Below are 19,864 nucleotides of genomic sequence, written 5' to 3' on the forward strand. Positions count from 1 at the left end.
GTTTCCGCTGGTCTGAACCGGTTACCCGCAGGTAACAGGGTGTGATGAACAGGACGCGAATAACGCGTCAAATAAGATCAGTAGCGTGATTGACGGCGTGTCGCCGTTTGCTGCGCCTACCCTAAGCTTTCATTCCGCTAATGAATAGTGGCGAAAATCTGGAAAGTGAAATTATCACGGGGCTGACGCAAAAAAAGCGGGTGCTTTCGCACCCGCGCCTCATAACCGCATGACAGACAACGTCGTGGCTACATCACATGGACCTGCAGGTTCTGCTGTACCAGCACATCCCCCAGGGTGTTATCACTGGTCAGCGCCGAGTTGTGGTAGATCTCAAAGACTCTGCCATCAACCGTCCGTTCGCCGGTCACTTCCCAGATACCGCCATTGCTGTTAGCCAGAGTCACCTGACTGCCGTCCGCGCCTTTGATCAGCAAATCGTCACTCTGTTTATCCGTCAGATTGAGTGCCTCATTGAGATCGAGTTTCACCGAGTTGGTGCCGGTTTTACCCAAATCGAGTACTTCAATGTGTTCGACTTTCAGGCCCAGCGCGGTGAGATCCAGAGTGAGGTTCTCACCGTTCAGCACCAGGGTATCGGTGCCTGCGCCGCCATCAATATGGGTAAAGCTGAGGTCACTGACCGTCACGGTATCCGCGCCGCTGCTGCCGGTAACCGAGGCCCCCTGCGCCGTGCTGCCATCCGCCAGCGTAATGACTACCCCGCCGATGGTGTAACCCGCCTCTTCGGCCGGGGCTGCAGCCACCGCGGTGTCACTGACCACGGCGCTCTGGCTGCTGCTGACCGGCGTCGCAACATCCGCGTCGGTCACCAGCGTAGAGGCCACGGCCACATGGGCGCTGCCGTCATCGCTGCTGGTGCTGCTGTTGTGCTGCGTCTCCGTGCTGGCCACCGTGGCGCTGTCATCCACCACCGAGAACAGGGCCACGGACTCGGTAGCGGCCAGGGTGACCGGCAGGACAGAACCCAGCAGCAGGGTGTTGGTGGTGGTATAGCTGTTACCCGCCACATCGGTGATCGACACTTTTGCCAGCGTGTTGAGCGACAGCAGCAGGCCACTTACCGACAGCAGTGACGGTGAGAAGTTGACGGCATAACGCCCCAGCGCGTCGGTGGTGGTATTCAGCGTTGGGCCGTTGCTGCCGTTGGCGAGCAGCAGCGTCACGCTGACTCTTGATCCCTGCGCCGCATTGAGCGATCCGCCCTGCACCACCAGACCGGTGAGCAGCGAACCGACGAGGCTGAGCACCGGATCGACCCCCACGACCGGCTGATTATGCGACAGCGCGGTAAAGCTGCTGGTGCTGGTGGCGGTGTTACCGCCAATATCCGTCACCGTAACCGTCAGAGGACGGCTGCCATCGGGGATGCTTTTCAGCGTCGCTGACGGCACGCTGACGCTCCATGCGCCATTGGCACCAATGGTGGTCGTGAGAATGTTACCCGCCACGTTTACCGTCACCGTGCCGCCCGCCGCGTTGGTGCTGGTGCCTCTGATGGTTTCCGCCGCACTGGCTTCCGCGATATTGAGGTAGCCATCGCCGCCAAAGAAGCTGCTTACGCTGACCGTTGGCGTGGTGTGGCTGACGACACCCAGCGACGCGGAGATGGTGCCGCTGCTGCCCGCGCCGTTGGTGACGCTGGCCGTCACGGTCTGCAGACCATCCGCGATGGCGGCGAGGCTGGCCGCCGGAACCGACAGGCTCCAGTTGCCGTTGCTGCTCACCGTGGTGCTGTAGGTCTGGCCGCCCAGCGTGACCCGCACCACCGATCCCTCGGCGTTACTCGCGGTGCCGCTGATGGTCTGTGCCGTTTTCACATCCGCCGCGCTGAGCGCGCCGTCGCCAAACAGCGAGGTAATCGCCACCACCGGCGTCGACTGGCTGATGACGTTCAGCGAGCCGCTGGCATTCGCCACGTTGCCGTAGGCATCCGTACCGGTCACCGTCACGGTTTTGCTGCCGTCCGTCAGCGCAGCCAGATCCGCTTTCGGCACGCTGATGCTCCAGTTACCGCCGCTGGCCACCTTGGTGGTGTAGGTAATGCCATTCAGCGTGGCGCTGACGGTTGACCCCGCAGAGAGGCTGGAACTGCCGCTCAGCGTCTGGTTTGAGGCCAGATCGGCCGCGCTCAGCACGCCATCGCCGAATACCGTGTTAACTGAGAGGGTCGGCTGAACCAGTCCCAGCGAAACGCCTGCACTGGTGCTGCTGACGTTGCCGACCGGATCGGTGACCGAGGCGCTGACGGTGAAGTTACCGTTCAGCAGCGTCGAGAGCACGGCCGGTGAGACGGTGGTTGAGAAGGTGCCGTCGGCGTTGACCAGCGCGGTCGCGGTGGTGTTACCAATCGCCAGCCTGACGCTGCTGCCCGCGGCCACGCCGGAGACGGTGCCGCTGATGGTCTGCGTGACCAGCGACTCGGCCAGGTTGAGCACCCCGTCACCAAACAGCGGATTGAGCGTCACTTTCGGCACGTTGTGAATGCCGACCAGTGCCCCCGCCGTGGCGCTGCTGGTGTTACCGGCGCTGTCGGTGACGCTCACGCCCACCGTGAGATTGCCGTCCGCAATGCCCTGCAGCAGCGTCGGCGTCAGCGAGACGTTAAAATTACCGTTCGCATCGGTCGCCGTCACAAACTGCTGGGCACCTACGGAGACCACCACGCGCGAGCCCGCTTCCGCGCCGCCCACCACGCCGCCGATCACCTGGGTGACCAGCGCATCCGCCACGTTCAGCAGACCGTCACCAAACAGCGGATTGACGGTGATGGTCGGCAGCAGCGTGTCGACGCGGATGCCGGCGCTGGTGCTGGCGGTGTTACCCGCCGCATCGGTCACCGATGCCCCTACCGTCAGGTTCCCCTGCGCCAGAGTGCCCAGGATATCCGGTGTGACCGTGGCGCTGAAGGCCCCGCCCGCGCCGACGGTAGCCGTCAGCTGGCTGTTCCCCACCGAGAGTGTGACGACACTGCCCTGGGCGACGTTGTTCACCACTCCGCTGATCACCTGCCCGGTCGCGATATCCGCCAGATTAAGCACCCCATCCCCGAACAGCGAAGTCAGCGAGATGGATGGCGTCTGGGTGAAGATGCCGACCGTGGCACTGCCAGAGGCGACGTTACCCGCCACATCCCGGACGCTGACGCCCAGCGTCAGGTTGCCATCCAGCAGCGAGGTGAGATCGCTGGCCGGCAGGTTAACGCTCCAGGCACCGCCCGCCTGCACGGTAGTGCTGTAACTTCTGCTGCCCAAGGTCACGGTGACCTGTGAACCCACCGCCGCATTGTCGATGACGCCACCCACCACCTGTCCGGCTGCGGCTTCCGCGATGTTCAGCAGGTTATCACCGCCAAACAGCCCGGTGAGCGCGCCGACGACCGGCACCGCATCGACAATCGCGGTGACGGTTTCACCCACGGTACGGGTGTTGCCTGCCGCATCCGTCAGCGTGACGTCAACGTCCAGCTGACCATCGCTTAACAGACCCAGCACCGACGGCGGCACCACGATAGCCCATTTACCATCCTGCCCCACGGCTGCCGAGAGCGTCGTACCGCCCAGCACCACGGAGACCGTCGCACCGACGCCCGCCGAGGTCGCCACCCCGGAGATGGTCTGCGCCACCGTGGTATCCAGCGCGCTGAGTGTGCCGTCGCCGAAGACCGAATCGACGACCAGCGTCAGCGCACTGTTGACCACTTTGTTGACCGTCAGCGTGGCATCGGTCTGGTTCCCCGCGGTGTCACTGACCCGCACGCCAAAGACCAGCGCGCCCTCAGCGAGGTTCGTCAGCACCTCCGGCGTCAGATCGATACTCCAGCGGCCGTCGGCTCCGACAATGGCGGTGGCAATCGGCGCGGCATCGCCCAGATAGAGGCCGATGGTCTGACCTTCTGCGCCCTGCGCACTGCCGGTGAGCACCTGCGTGGTCACCAGGTCCGTGGCATTGAGGACGTTATCGCCCGCCAGGGCATCCACCTGCAACACGGGCGCCCCGGTATCCACCGTGACCGTCTGTGTCGCCGTAGTCACGTTGCCCGCCACATCCGCCAGCTGCGCGGTGATCTGCAGCGAACTGCCACTGGTGAGCGCCTGCATATCGCTGGCGGGCACCGTGGCCGACCAGCTGCCATCCCCCTGCACCACCGCGTTGTAGGTTTTGTTGTTAAAGGTCACCAGCACCGTGCGACCGGCTTCGCTGACATCGGCGCTGCCGCTGATGGTCTGACTGGTGGCACTTTCACTGCCGTTGACCTGATTGTCGCCTGCAAACGCATCCACGTTCAGCGTCGGTGGCGTCAGGTCAATCACGATGTTATTGCTGACGCTGACGGTATCCGTGCCGTTCGTCGCATTTACCGTGACGGTCGCGTTGCCATCTGTTTCGCCAAACGCGCTGACCGGCAGGGTCGCCGTTGACCAGTTGCCTGACGCATCCAGCGTGGTGGGGTAGCTCGTGCCATTGATCACCACCGTCACCGTGCCCCCGGTGCCGAGATTGGCCGAGGTGCCACTCACCACCACGCCCCCCGCGACATCCTGGGTGCTGATGATGTTATCGCCCGACACGGTGCCCAGTGTCACCAGCGGGCCTGGCGGTGGGGTCAGATCGACCGTCAGCGGAACGGAGCCGTTGGCGATGTTGCCCGCCAGATCGGTCACCGCCAAGGCCAGCGTGGTGGAAGGCCCGAAGGTGGCCATCTGCTCTGGCGTCAGCGTCAGACTCCAGTTGCCGTTTGCCGCCACTATCGCCGTGCCAAGCGGAGTATCATTCAGCGAGACGGTGACCACTGCGCCCGTCCCTGCTCCCGTTGCGGTGCCACTGAGCGTCTGCGGCTGAATGCTCTCCGCGTAGTTCAGCACGTTGTCGCCGGTGAACGCCGAGGCAGTGAGCACGGGTGGGGTTTTGTCCAGCACAAAGGCGCTGTTAAGCGTCGTGCTGTTACCCGCCGCGTCCGTGGCCGTGATGATGACCGGATAGGTGCCATCCGCCAGCGCGGAAAGCTGCGCCGTCGTCAGCGGCACCGACCAGTTGCCGTTCTCATCCGCAGTCGCGGTATAGACTGTGCCTGCCAGCGTGAGTTGCACCGTCTCATTGACACCCGTGGTGCCGCCCAGGGTAATGCCGCCTGCCACATCAGCCGCATTAACATAGCCCCCGAAGTAGTCCGGATTGAGCACAGGCTGAGGTGCGCTGAGATCGGCGGTGAACGGCAGCTGCGCCGAGGCGCTGTTGCCTGCCGCATCCACCACGTTCACCGTCAGCGTCTGCGCGCCATCATCCAGGGCACTCAGCGCGTTAGCAGGGATCGTGACGCGCCAGTTCCCGTTACTGTCAACGACACCCGAATAACGGCTGCCATTGAAATCAACGGTAATGCTGGCCGCCTGGTTTGCCCCGACGCTGCCGGTGGTGCCGGTCAGGGTCACGCCAGCCGCCGCTTCACTGATGTTAAGCAGGCCGTCGCCGCCAAAGGCATCCGGGCTGAAGGTCGGCACCGGCACCGCCACTTCCGTTACCACACTCAGCGCCGTCGTGTCGCTGTTACCGGCGACATCGGTGGCGGTCACGGTGATGGTGTGCGCCCCGCTGGTGAAGGTGCTTAACTGCGCAGGCGACAGCGCCAGAGACCAGCTGCCATCGTCCTGCACCGTGGCCGTCAGCGGCGCATCGCCGTTAAAGCCTGAAATCAGTACCGAGACCGTCTGCCCGGCACCGGTAATGCCGGTGGTGCCACTGAGCGTCTGTTCACTGAGCGCTTCTTCAGCATTCAGCGCACCATCCCCGAACGGCAGGTTCAGCGTGACGTCCGGCAGCGCGTTAACAGCGACCAGCAGGCTGCCGCTGGTGCTGGCAATGTTGCCGACCTCATCGGTGACGGTCACCGTCACCGGCCAGCTGCCATCCGGCAGGGACTGCAACAGCGCCGGTGACAGCGCCAGCGACCAGCGCGTCCCATCCTCGCTGAGCTGGGCGGCGTAGACGGAGCCATTCACATTTACCGTCACCGACGCCGCGTTATCAATGCTGACCGCGCCGCTCAGTGAACCCCCTGCGGCCGCCTCATCCGCATTGAGCCTTCCATCGGTAAAGGGCGTGTCCAGCGTGGGCGCCGCAATCGGCGTAATCGCCGAGACAAATGTCTGGGTCGTGACGCTGGTATTGCCTGCCCGATCGGTGGTGGTGAGGGTCAGCGTCTCTTCACCCGCCCCCAGGCTGGCGATCACCTCTGGCGTCAGGCTGGCTGTCCAGTTGCCACTGGCATCCACCGTTACGGACAGCGGGATGTTCTGATCGCCCACCGTCACGCTCAGGGTCTGGCCCGGGAGAGGGTCCGATGTCCCGGTGACAAGCTGAACGACACCCGCTTCACTGATGTTAATGATGTTGTCGCCGAACAACGTGCTGTCAAAGGTGGCGTTATCCGGCGCAGCCTGCAGGATCTCAACCCCGGCGGTCACCTGGGCCGGATTGCCCGCCGCATCGATGGCACTCACTACCACGTCGGTCACGCCATCGTCCAGCCCTGACAGCGCGCCCGCGGCCAGATTCAGCGTCCAGTTGCCGCTGGCATTGGTCGTGGTGCTGAAATCCAGCCCGCCAATGGTGATGCTAATCAGGCTGCCCTCGGGCAGATTGGTGCTGTCGCCGCTCAGCGTGAGCGCGCCCGCAGCGTCCGCAGCACTGACCAGCGCATCGCCAAACGGTGTATCCAGCGTCAGCACAGGCAGCGTATTAAACGCCACGTCCAGCGAGGTGGTGGTATCCGTGGTGGTATTGCCCGCCGCGTCGGTGACGGAAACCGCGATCGCGTTAGCACCATCTGCAAGCTGCTGCAGATCGGCTGACGGGATGGTGACGGACCAGTTACCGTCGGCATCGGCCGTGGTGCTGTAGCTGACATTATTCAGCGTCACCGTCACCGGCAGGGCCCCCGTGGTGGAACCGCTGACGCTGATATCCTCCAGCGACTCTGCAAAGTTCAGGGTGTCACCCGTACTGACGGTGATCGCCGTCAGTGCTGGCGGTGTGGTGCTGAACGTCACCGTCTGGCTGGCGGTGGCCGGATTCCCGGCAATGTCGCTGGCGGTCACGGTAAGGGTCTCCGTGCTGCCCGCCGTCACGCCGGCAAAAGCGGTGGAGGGAAGAATCACCGTCCAGTTGCCGTCAGCGTCCAGCGTCGTCTCATAGTCCGTGCCGTTAAACGACACGGTCACCGGGGTGCCCGCGGCCAGCTGGGTGCTGCTACCGCTGACCACCACATCCGCGGCGGCCTCGCTGGCATTGATCACATCATCCCCAGCCACCACGTCCAGGGTCAGCGTTGGCTGCGCCTGGGCGCTGGCCAGCACCACCAGTGAGGCGCTGCTGCTGGCCGGGTTGCCGGAGGCATCCGCAGAGACCACCACCAGCAGCTGATCGCCATCCGGCAGCGCGCCCAGATCGGCGGCCGGCACGGTTACCGTCCAGCTGCCATCCTGTGTCACCGTGCCGCTGTACTGAACGTTGTTCAGCGTCACCGTGACCAGCTGGCCCTCGGCCAGATTGGTGCTGCTGCCGCTGATGCTCAGATCCTGCAGCGACTCAGCCTGATTCAGGAAATTGTCACCGCTGATCGGCCCGATCGTCAGGGTCGGCAGGCCGGCACTGTCTGCATCACGCGTCAGGGTGGCGGTCGCGCTGCTGCTGTTGCCTGCCGCGTCCGTCAGCGTCACGCTGACCGGGTAGCCGCCATCGGTCAGTCCCTGCATCACACTGGCCGGCAGCGTCACCTGCCAGCTGCCATCAGAGAGCACCAGAGTGGTGTAATTACTGTTCTGGAAAGTGACGGTGACCGTCTGTCCGGCATCCTCCGCTGACGCGCTGCCGCTGATGGTGACGGCTTCCAGCACTTCCAGAGCGTTAACAATATTATCGCCACTGATCGGGTCCAGGCTCAGCGCAGGCGGCGTCCGATCCACCGTGACCGCACTGGTCAGCGAACCGCTGTTTCCGGCCCCATCGCTGGCATTCACCACCAGGGTATTCACCCCTTCGTCCAGCGTCTGCACCGCCTCCGGCGTCAGGGTCAGCGTCCAGTTGCCCTGTGCATCCACCGTGGCGGGATACTCTTCGCCACCCAGGGAGACGGTGACCGTCTGCCCCTCACCGGTGACCCCTGTGCTGCCACTCAGGGTCTGACTGACGCCGGTCTCACTCTGGTTCAGATAACCGTTGCCGAACGGGGTATCAATCGTCACCGACAGCGCGCCGGTCGCCAGCGTAATGTCACGGGTTTCCGTCACCGGATTACCCGCCGCATCACTGACCGTTACCGTCAGGGTATAGGCCCCGGCCGGGATACCGGCCAGCGCACCGGCTGGCAGCGTCAGGCTCCAGTCGCCATCCTGAGTCACGGTGGTGGTATAGCGCTGGTTGTTGAGGGTGATGGAGACCGTCTGTCCGGCTTCGGCACTGGTCGTCCCGCTGAGCACGATCGGTCCGGTGCTCTCTGCGATATTCACGATGTCATCATCCGCGACGGCCGCCAGCGTCAGCGTCGGTGGCGTCAGATCCACCGTGACGCTGCCCTGGGTGCTGCCTGTGTTACCGGCGGCATCCTGCACCGTGACGGTGTAGCTGAGGGTTTCTTCCGGCAGGTCAGCCAGCGCCGTCGCGGGAACGGTCACCAGCCAGTTGCCATTGCCGTCGACGGTGCCGGTGTAGGTCACGCCATTCAGCAGCACGCTGACACTCTGTCCGTCGCCCGTTACGCCGGTGGTGCCGCTCAGGCTCTGTGCCGCGGTAACGTCGCTGCTGTTGAGCGCGCCATCACCAAACGCCGAGGCGATGAGCGGTTCCGGCAGGCCGGTCGCCAGCACGCTGAGCGTGGCTTCGCTGCTGAGAGTTGCTCCGCCGCTGTCGGTCGCGGTGACCGTCAGCGTGTAAGGGCCATCGGCGAGCGCCGTCAGTGACTCCGCCGGAACGATAACGCTCCAGCGCCCGCTGGCCGAAACCTGGGCGGTGTAAGCGGTGTCGTTGAACAGCAGCGTGACGGTACTGCCCGCCGGCACGTTTACCGCAGTACCGGTGACAATCAGCGGCTGACTCAGCTCCTGCGCATTGAGGTAGTTATCTTCGCTGATGGCATCCAGCGCCAGACCAGACGCGTTGCTGTTGACGTCAAAAGCGAGGTTGCTGGTGGTGGTGTTACCCGCCACGTCGCTGACCGCCACGGTAAATGTGGCGCTGCCATCGGCAAGCGCAGCCAGCGCGCCGGCTGGCACAATCAGACTCCAGGCCCCGCTGGCCTGGACGGCGGCGCTGTAGACCGTTCCGTCAAGCGTGACGGTCACCAGCTGGCCCGCCTCAACATTGGTTGTCGTGCCGCTCAGCCGCTGGTCGGTGAGGCGTTCCGCGCCATCGACCACATTGTTGCCGGCAAAGGCCTCCAGGGTCAGCGTCGGCAGCGTGCCCGCCTCCACTTTCAGCGCCAGATCGCGGCTGGTGGTGGTGGCGTTGCCGGCCGCATCGCTGGCGGTAACCGTCAGTGGATAGCTGCCGTTAACCAGCCCGCTGTAGACGGTGGCGGGCAGCGTCAGCGACCAGTTGCCGCTGGCGTCAGCGGTGGTGCTCAGGCTGGTGCCGTTGAAGCTGGCGACAATCAGTGCATTGGCTTCGCTGCTGCCGTTCAGCGTCAGCGGCTGCTGACTTTCAGCGGCGTTGATGATGCCGTCGGACGGCGTGACAACGGTCAGCACCGGCGGCAGCGTATCGACCCGCAGCGTGCCTGTCGCCTGGCTGCTGTTGCCCGCCACATCACTGACCACGACGTTGTATGCCGTGTCGCCCTGCGGCAGCGCAGCGAGTGCGCCAGCCGGAACCGTGACCTGCCAGTTACCCGCAGCATCGACCGTGCCGCTGTAGCTGACACCATCCAGCGTAATGCTGACCGTCTGACCGTCACCCGTTACCCCGGTGTTACCGGTGATAGCCCCCCCGGTTGCGGCTTCGCCGCTATTCACAATGCCATCATCAAAGGCCACGCCCGGTGTCGCGACCGGCAGCGCGCTGGCCACGACCGTCAGGGTGGTGTCAGTGGTCGCCAGCGGCTGGCCGTTTGCATCGCTGACGGTGGCGGTCAGGGTCTGCGGCCCATCAGCCACGCCGCTGAAGGTGCCTGCCGGTAATGTCAGGCTCCAGCTGCCATCAGCGTTAAGCGTGGTGGTGAACGGCGTCCCGTTGGCGTCAACGGTGACCAGGCTTCCCGCAGGCAGACCGCTGCTGCTGCCGCTGACGACGACGGGGCCGTTCAGCTCGCCTGCATTCAGATAGTTATCGTCGCTGACGGGTGCCAGCGCAATCGCGGGCAGTGTGTTGTCCACACTGAAGTTAAGCGGCGCGCTGGCGCTGTTACCGACGGCATTGTTCACGCTGACAATCAGCGTCTGACTGCCCTCGCCCAGATCCGCCAGCGCGCCCGCTGGCAGAATGATGCTCCAGTTGCCACTCGCCTCAACCACCCCGCTGTAATCGGTGCCGTTCAGTGAAACCGTGACCTGCTGACCCGGCTCGACGTTGAAGCTGCTGCCGCGCAGGGTAATCGGCTGTAACTGCTCCGCGGCGGTGACGATACCGTCACCGGCAAAGGTGCTGCTGTCGATGCTCAGTTGCGGCTGCACCGCTGGCGAGGTGGCCACATTGAGATCCACCACCTGGCTGCTCTGATTTCCGCTGGCGTCCGTTTCGGTCACCGTGACGGGATTCGGGCCGGACGGCAGCGCTGCCAGATCGCCAGACGCGATCTCCAGCGTCCACTGACCGTTCACCCCGACGGTGGTGCTGTAAGTCTGACCATTAAGCTGAACCGTCACGAGGTCGCCGTTCTGTCCGCTGCCGCTGACCACCAGCGGCTCTACCAGTTCGCCGACGCTCAGCGCGTTATCCTCGCTGATTGGCGCAACCACCAGCGGAGGCGGCGTCGTGTCGACGGTCAGCGAACTGTTCTGGCTGCTGCTGTTACCGGCTGCATCGGTCACCGTCACCACAACCGGATAGCTGCTGCCGCTGGCCAGACCGGCCAGTGCCGCAGGCGGCACGGCCAGAGTCCAGAGACCGTCTGCGCCGACGGTGCCGGTGTAGGTCACGCCATTCAGGGTCAGGCTGACCTGGTCGCCCTCACTGCCTGCCCCACTGAAACTGAACCCGGCCGCCTGTTCAGCAAGGTTCAGCACACCATCACCCGCTGGCGGATTGATGCTGAAGTCCGGTACGCTGGTGTCGACGGTAACCGGCACCGGCGTGGTGGCGACGTTGCCGCCCACGGTGGTTACGGTGACACTGAGATCGTAACGGCCATCGGCCAGCTGACTCAGATCGTCGGAGGGCAGCGTTGCACTCCAGCTGCCATCGGCGGCCACGACGGCGTTATAGGTTTCGCCGCCCAGCAGAAGGCTGACGCTGCTGCCCGGCGCAGCGGTACCGCTGACGATCAGGTCGGCGGCGGCTTCCGCCGCGTTAATGACGCCATCGGTGGCAATCGGGTTTATGGTCAGCGCCGGTGTGCCGGTATCCACCGTCAGTGGTTCACTGATGCTGGTGCTGTTACCCGCGCTATCGCTCACCGTTACGGTAATCGGGTTGCTGCCCTGAGCAAGGGCCTGCAGCGCTTCCGGCGGCAGCGTGACGCTCCAGGTGTTATCCGCCGCGACCGTTGCCGGATAGCTGACGCCGCCCAGAGTGACGCTGACGGCCTGGCCTTCCGTGACGGAACCGGTCAGGGTCTGCGGTGCGGTGACCTCGTTATTGCTGAGGATGCCGTCAGTGAAGGGGGTATCAATCTGCGGGGCTGCCAGCGGTGTGGTTGCCACCAGCAGCGTCTGGCTGCTCTGCACGTCGCCGGAAGTAACGGTCACCGTGGTGTCACCCTGCGACAGGTTCGCCAGATCGGCGGCGGGCACGGTAACCGTCCAGTTACCGTCCGGATCGATGGTGGTGCTGTAAACGGTCCCGCCCGGCACCAGCGTCACGCTGACCGGGCTGCCTTCAGGCAGGCTGGCGGAACTGCCGCTGAGGATCAGATCGCTCTGCGCTTCCAGTGAATTCAGCGCGTTATCTTCACTTATCGGCGCAATCGACAGCAGCGGCGTGTCGCTGGTGACCACGGTGATCAGCCCCTGCGCGGGCTGCGCCGGGTTGCCAGCCACATCGGTGATCGCCACGGTAAAGGGCTTGTCGCCCGCGCCTCCCAGCGATCCGGCAGGCAGCGTCACGCTCCAGCTTCCGTTTGCCTGCACCACGCCATCATAAGACTGGTTGTTGATGGTTACCACAACCGGCTGGCCTGCCGGTACGCCGGTCACACTGCCGGTAATGAGTGTATCAACACGCTGTTCCGCGCTGTCGATCTGGTTGTCGCCGGTCACAGGATCCAGGGTCAGCACCGGCGATGCGGCCGCCAGCACCGTCACGCTGGAGGCGACGCTGCTGCTGTTGCCATACGCGTCGCTGAGCACCACCTCCACCGGATAGCGGGCATCGCCCAGCTGGCTGACGACCGCCGCAGGCACCGTAACCTGCCACGCGCCGCTGGTATCCACGGTGGCAGTGTAGGTTTCGCCATTGAAACTCACCGAAACCGTGTCGCCCTGCACGCCTCCGCGCCCGTCAATCGTCAGATCCTGGCTATGTTCCGCGATATTGATGTAACCATCACTGCCCGGTGTGGAGACGGTCAGCTGCGGCGGCGTGGTCGCAAAGATTGGGGCACTGTTGATCAACGTGGTATTCCCGTCACCATCCGTCGCCACCACTGCCAGCGGCTGTGTCCCGTCAGGAACAGCGGCCAGGTCGGATGCCGGAATGGTGACGCTCCAGCGGCCCCCCTCCGCCACGACGACGGTGTAGGTCTGGTTATTCAGCGTCACGCTGATCGTATCGCCCGCGTCGCCGCTTCCGCTGACGATCAGCGGCTGCTGTGCATCGATGACGTTGATGACGCCATCGTCGCTGATCGCATCCAGCGTCAGCGCAGGCACTGCGGTGGCAACCCGCAGTGACGTGTTCTCTACGCTGCTGTTGCCCGCCGGATCGGTCACGGTGACCGTCACCGGATAGGTCTGACTGGTCAGCGTGCCCAGATCGGCCACCGGCACCTGCGCACTCCAGTTGCCATTTTCGTCAACCAGCGCGCTGTAGGTTTTGTCGTTTAACTCAACCGTGACCTGATCGCCCGGGGTGCCGGTTCCGCTGATCAGCAGCGGCTGGGTCAGTTCATTACTGGTCAGCACACCGTCACCGCCCGGCGCGTTAACTGACACGTCCGGCGACAGGGTGCTGACGGCCAGCGTCTGCGACTGGCTGACCGTATTGCCGCTGGCATCCGTCAGGGTGACCACCAGCGTATAACTGCTGCCCTCAGCCAGCGCCTGCAGATCCTCCGCGGGCAGATCCACCGTCCAGTTGCCCTGTGCATCTGCCGTGGCGCTGTAGATCAGGTTATTCAGCGTGACCGAGACGACGTCGCCCGGCGCGGCACCTGAACCACTGACCGGCACGCCCGCCGCCACTTCAGCGCCGTTAAGAATGCCATCTCCGCCTGCCACCGCCGCCACAATCAGATTCGGTGGCAGGGTATCGACGCTGAAGTCCAGCGTCTGGTCGACACGGTTACCCGCCTCATCAATCGCGGTCAGCGTCAGCGTGTTAGCGCCCTGCGGCAGTAAGGCGAGATCGGCGGCGGGCAGCGTCAGGCTCCAGCTGCCGTCCTCATTCACCGTGGTGCTGTAGGTTTTCCCGTTGAGTTCCAGGGTGACCTGCTGGCCCGGCACGGCTTTACCGGTGTTTCCGCCGATCGTCAGGTCGCTGCCTGCTTCCGCCTGATTCAGAATGCCATCGCTGATCGCACTCTCATCCAGGGTGATTTGCGGCAGCGTGTTCACCACCACATTGAGCTGTGCGGCGTCGGTCAGCAGCGCTCCACTGGCATCGGTGGCCGTTGCGGAGATCAGTTTTGTCCCGTCGGTGATGCCGGTGAGGTCGCTGGCCGGAACGGTGACGCTCCAGAAGCCGTTGCTGTTTACCACCGCGCTGTAGGTATTGTCGTTGAAGGCCACCAGCACCGTCTGGCCGGGATTAACGCCCAGTGCCGAGCCGCTGATGATCAGATCGCTGGCGGCCTCCTGCTGGTTCAGGAAACCGTCGAGACTGAGTGGTTCAGCGATGGTGAGCACGCCCGGTTCGCCTGCGGCAGGCGCGACGTTGATATCCCGGCTGCCGCTGGCTGAAACGCCCGCCGCCGTGGTTACGCTGGCGACCAGGGTTGTGGTGCCCGCCGCCAGTGCGCTCAGCGCAGCGGACGGGATCGGCAGACTCCAGCTGCCATCCGCCTGAACGGTGGTGCTGTAGGTCTGCCCGTTCAGCGTGAGGGTGACCGTCTGGCCCGCCTCTACGTTGCTGGTGCTGCCTGACAGCGTCTGATCCAGCGCTTTTTCGCTGTTGTCGAGCAGGTCGTCGCCGGCAAAAACAGCGATCGTCAGCGTTGGTGCGCCCGGCTCCGGTGAGGCTTCCACCACAATGACCCGATCTTCACTGGCGACCACACCCGCCTGGGTGGTTACGCTGGCGCTGAAGGTCGCGTTGCCCGCCGCCAGGGCGGCCAGGGCGCTGGAGGGGATGGTCAGGCTCCAGCTGCCATCGGCCCCGACGGTGGCGCTGTAACTCTGGTCGCCCAGCGTCACCGTCACCACCTGACCCGCCTCGACATTGCTGGTGCTGCCGCTCAGCAGCTGGTCGCTGGCTTTCTCGTCGTTGCTCAGCACATCATCACCGGCGAACTGATTGAGTGTGATGACCGGCTGGCCCGGTTCGGTCACCGGGGCTTCAACGACGATACCCAGCGTGTCGCTGACAGAGGTACCGGCCGCATTACTGACCGTCACCACCAGTGAGGCCGGGCCTGCTGCCAGTGCGCCCAGCGCATCGGCCGGAATCGCAATATTCCAGCTGCCGTCAGCGCTGACCGTTCCGCTGTAACTCTGTCCACCCAGCGTAACCGTCACAATCTGGCCCGCCTCGACGTTGGTGGTGCTGCCGGAGATGGCCTGCGCCTCCAGCTTCTCCTCGTTGCTTAACACGTTGTCTTCAGCAAAGGCATTCAGGGTCAGCGTCGGGTTGCCTGGTGCGGTGCCCGCGGACTCCACCAGGAAGTCACGCGTTTCGCTGACCTGGTTCCCCGCCGGATCCGTCACCGTGGCGCTCAGGGTGGCGCTGCCTGCCGCCAGCGCCGCCAGTGAACTGGCCGGAACCGTGAGGCTCCAGCTGCCATCCGCGCCGACCGTGGCGGTAAAGGTTTCCCCGTTCAGGGTGACGGTAACCTGCTGGCCCTCTGCGATATTGGTGGTGCTACCGGTCAGCAGCTGATCGCTGGCTTTTTCGCTGTTGCTGAGGATGTCATCCCCCGCAAAGGCGTCAAGGGTCAGCGTGGCGGCTCCCGGCTGCGTCGCCGGGGCGTCTACCGTGATCGGCTGCGTAGCGGTCACGCTGTCGCCCGCCGCATTGCTGGCGGCAACCGTCAGCGTGGTCGTGCCTGCTGCCAGCGCGGAGAGCGCCGTGGCGGGCACCGTGACGCTCCAGCTGCCATCCGGCTGCACGGTGGTGCTGTAGGTCTGGCCGCCCAGTGTGACCGTGACCACCTGCCCGGCTTCGATATTGGTGGTGGTGCCACTGACCGCCTGATCGACCGTCTTCTCGTCGTTGCTCAGCAGGTTATCGCCGGCAAAATCATTCAGAATCAGCCCCGGCACGCCAGGTTCTGTAGCAGGCGCTTCCACCGCAATATCGCGGGTTTCACTGCCGGTTGCCCCCGCGAGGTTGCTGACCGTAACGCTGATGGCATTGCTGCCCGCAGGCAGGCTGCTCAGGGCGGCGGCCGGGATAATCACACTCCAGTTTCCGCTGCCATCCACGGTGCCGAGGTAAGTCTGTCCCCCCAGGGTAACGGTTACCGTCTGACCCGCTTCGACATTGGTGGTGCTGCCTGAGAGAGTCTGCGCCGTGCCTTTTTCGTCGTTGCTCAGGATGTCATCCCCGGCGAACTGATCGATAGTCAGGGTAACGTCGCCCGGCTGTGTCACCGGGGCCTCTACCGTAATCGGCAGGCTGCTGGTCACGGTGTTACCGGCTGCATCGCTGACTGACACCGTCAGCGTGGTTTCACCAGCCGCCAGGGCGCTCAGGGCCGCCTGGGGCAGCGTGACACTCCAGTTGCCCTGCGCATCCACGCTGCCGCTGTAGGTCTGACCGCCCAGCGTGACGGTAACAATCTGTCCGGCTTCAACATTGCTGGTGCTGCCGGTCACGGTCTGATCGCTGGTTTTTTCTGCGTTAGTCAGCTGATTGTCGCCGGTAAAATCATCCAGAGTGAGGGCGGGCGCGCCCGGGACGGCGGGCGTATCGACGCTGATCGCGCGGTTTTCACTGGCCTCAACGCCAGCCTGGGTGGTGACTACTGCAGAGATCGTGACCGTTCCGGCGGCCAGGGCATTCAGCGCGGCGGGCGGCAGCGTAATGCTCCAGTTGCCCTGGGCATCGACCACAGCGCTGTAGGTCTGGTCACCCAGCGTCAGCGTGACAACCTGTCCCGCTTCCACATTGGTGGTGGAACCGCTCAGCGTCTGGGCGCTGTTTTTCTCCGGATTACTGAGAATGTCATCGCCGGCAAACTGATCGATGGTAATGACCGGCGTCCCCGGCTGAGTCAGAGGGGCTGCAACACTGACGCTCAGGCTGCCGCTGGCGGAGGCACCGGCCTGATTCGCGACCGTGGCCGTCACCGTGGTGGTGCCTGATGCCAGCGCTGCGAGCGCATCAGCAGGCACGGTCACGCTCCAGCTGCCATCACCGGCAACGGTGCCGCTGTAGGTCTGACCGCCGAGCGTGACGGTAACAACCTGTCCGGCTTCGACATTGCTGGTGCTGCCGGATAAGGTCTGCGGCGTGGTTTTTTCCGTGTTATCCAGCAGGTTATCGCCGGCGAAAGGATTCAGGCTGATGGCGGGCGTCGCAGGGGTGCCCGGATCGGCAGCAGCCACGGTAATGGGCAGCGACCCGCTGGCGGCGGTGCCTGCTGCGTTTGTCACGCTGACCGCGATCGTGGCAGAGCCGGCGGCCAGGGCCGCCAGCGCGGCAGCAGGCACGGTCACGCTCCAGCTGCCGTCAGCGCCCACCGTCGTGTTGTAGGTCTGGCCGCCCAGGGTCACCGTGACAACCTGTCCCGCCTCGACATTGCTGGTGGAACCGCTCAGCAGCTGATCGGTGGTTTTTTCGGCATTATCCAGCACATTATCGCCGGCAAAGGTGTTGAGCGTGATGGCGGGGCTGCCTGGCGTACCTGGCGTGCCCGGCGTGCCGGGGTCGGTACCGGGATCCGTGCCGGGATTCGTACCGGGATCGCTGCCGCCGTCATTTCCGCCGCCACCGCCTCCGCCGCCCCCCCCCAGACCCACGGCCAGCCCGGCTAAGCCCAGTACGCCGAGACCGCCCGCGGTGATCACACCCATCGAGGCGTTGGTGTTATCGGCCAGCAGCAGCGGCTCGACGCTCTCCAGTGATTCGTAGGTTGGTGTGACGGAACCGGAGGCCAGTTCAGTGCCTTCTGCGGTCTGCGGGAACAGGGCATGTTCCGGTGGATTGACCCCATCATCGAACACCAGCTCACTGTGATTACCCTCGGCATCATCAACAAAAAATTTCTGATAGCGGACGGTGCTGCCGTCACGCATGTGCAGGACCAGGTCATTTCCCTGGCGCTCATATTGCGTGACCAGTTCGCGGGTGCCATTGATGCGCACGACGCTGGGCTCGGTGAGGTTAATGGATTGTGATGAACCGGGAGTGGCCTGCGAGATGAGCGTGCCGTTTTCGCGCGAGATGATGTCTACACGGCCTTGCGTGAGTTCTGCCATTTGTAACCTCTACTCCACCAGATTAGCTAATATACTGAATCCGTAAACATAAATTTATTTTACGTTTACGATATTCACACTTAGTTCCACCCACTGAAAAACAGCGGGCGCGTTAACCTGGTGTATGTAGTAAGGGCAAAGCCAAGCGGCGCCGCAGATCCTGGTCCGGGCAGAAAACAACGCTTTTATTGTTAGATTAAGTTGTACAGACGGACGCGAAACGTAGCGGTTCTGACAAAATAACTTTTATCCTAAACGTGCTGAAAATCAACACCAATGTACAGATTTAATTATGATTTAATCTTTATTACATAAGTCAGTCTTGCTATAAAACGTTCATGAAATAACGCTTTGCCCTTGATTTTTCATGTCTATTTGTGGCGGGATGTTTCCATAAATGTCACAAAACGGCTAAAATATCGCCATTCTGAGAACTTCAGGGCGCTGAAAAGATTTTTTTAGTTATGCGATTCAGCCAGCATTTCCCACCGGGACGACAGCTTCGTTTAAGCAGACAACCCGTTGAAAACGGCACTGAAATTTGAGTTAAGTCGACCTGCGCGGCGTCCCGTCCTGCCAGGAAAGTTCTGGAAAAAATCCGCAGCGCATTAAAAATCGGTAAACTCCCGGTTTTGTCATATTGATGAGGGTGCTGCCCCCCTGCTGATAAGAGGCGCGACGGCCACAGATTGCCGGCCGGTGCTACACTTTTTCGCTTTATCACTGATGAATCTGACCTATGACCGCACTGGACGCTGCACAACAACATCAACAGCAGAGCCGCCTGAACTGGGGCACCCGCACCATCTTTCTGATCAACGGGTTAGGCATGTCAGCCTGGGCACCGCTGGTGCCGTTTGCCCGTGATCGTCTGCAGCTGAGCGGCGCCTCACTGGGTGCGTTGCTGCTCTGTCTCGGCATCGGTTCACTGGCGGCGATGCCGGTCACCGGCACGCTGGTTGCGCGGTTTGGCTGCCGTCGGGTGATGTGCTTCTCCACTCTGTTAGTGCTGATCATGATGCCGCTGCTGGCCACGGCGGACTCTCATCTGCTGATGGCGGCCGCGCTGATGCTGTTTGGTGCCGGGCTGGGCATGCTGGATGTCGCCATGAATTATCAGGCGGTTCAGGTTGAACAGGCGGCGGGTAAGCCGATGATGTCCGGCTTTCATGGCTTCTTCAGCCTTGGCGGCATTCTGGGTGCAGGGACGGTCAGCCTGCTGCTGAGCCAGTCATTCTCTCCGCTGGCCGCCACGCTGGTGGTGATGGCCGTGATGCTGCTGCTGTTGTTATGGCGCATCCCGGTATTAATGAATGAGCGTCTCCATCAGCCCGACCAGCCCTGGCTGGTGATACCCCGTGGCTGGGTGGCGTTTCTCGGCCTGCTCTGCTTTATTCTCTTTCTGGCAGAGGGCGCGGTGCTCGACTGGGGCGCACTGCTGCTGCTGCAGAACCCGGCGATGTCAACGGCCTATGCCGGCCTCGGCTATGCCACCTTCTCTGTGGCAATGACGCTGGGGCGGTTCAGCGGCGATAAAATCATCCAGCGCTTTGGTCGCTATCCGGTGATGATAACCGGGGCGCTGACCGCCGCAGCGGGCATGACGCTGGCGGTGTGGCTGCCGTGGCCGGAGATCGCCCTGCTGGCTTTCCTGCTGGTCGGCTTTGGTTTATCCAATACGGTGCCGATGTTGTTCAATGCTGCCGGGAATCAACAGGATATGCCCGCGAACCTGGCGATTTCTGCCATGACAACGCTGGGATATGCGGGTATTCTCTCAGGTCCGGCTTTAATCGGATTCATTTCGCAATGGATCAGCCTCAGCGGCGCGTTTTTAGTGATCGCCCTGCTGCTGTTAGTGGTAGCCGCCAGTGCGCGAAGAGTTGCGCGATAATTCA

At 63.4% G+C, this 19,864-nt stretch carries 2 protein-coding genes; one reads left to right on the forward strand and one right to left on the reverse strand.

The annotated features are described in order from the left end of the window. Positions 1-248: 248 nt before the first annotated feature. Positions 249-17,966 carry an Ig-like domain-containing protein gene (locus tag AC1V0D_RS09140; RefSeq protein ID WP_482907293.1) on the reverse strand — a complete coding sequence of 5,906 codons (17,718 nt, stop codon included), beginning with the start codon at positions 17,964-17,966 and terminating at the stop codon, positions 249-251. A 739-nt stretch (positions 17,967-18,705) separates the two neighbouring features. Between AC1V0D_RS09140 and AC1V0D_RS09145 the strand changes: the two genes are divergently transcribed. After that, entirely contained in the window at positions 18,706-19,860 is a 1,155-nt protein-coding gene (locus tag AC1V0D_RS09145) for an MFS transporter (protein ID WP_046102256.1), read from the forward strand. The last annotated feature ends 4 nt before the right edge of the window (positions 19,861-19,864 follow it).

This window comes from Pantoea sp. PA1, from assembly GCF_056856975.1.

Excerpts from the sequence above, each read along its gene's own strand:
- AC1V0D_RS09140 (WP_482907293.1), bottom strand. The coding sequence starts at position 17,966 with ATGGCAGAACTCACGCAAGGCCGTGTAGACATCATCTCGCGCGAAAAC.
- AC1V0D_RS09145 (WP_046102256.1), top strand. The coding sequence starts at position 18,706 with ATGACCGCACTGGACGCTGCACAACAACATCAACAGCAGAGCCGCCTG.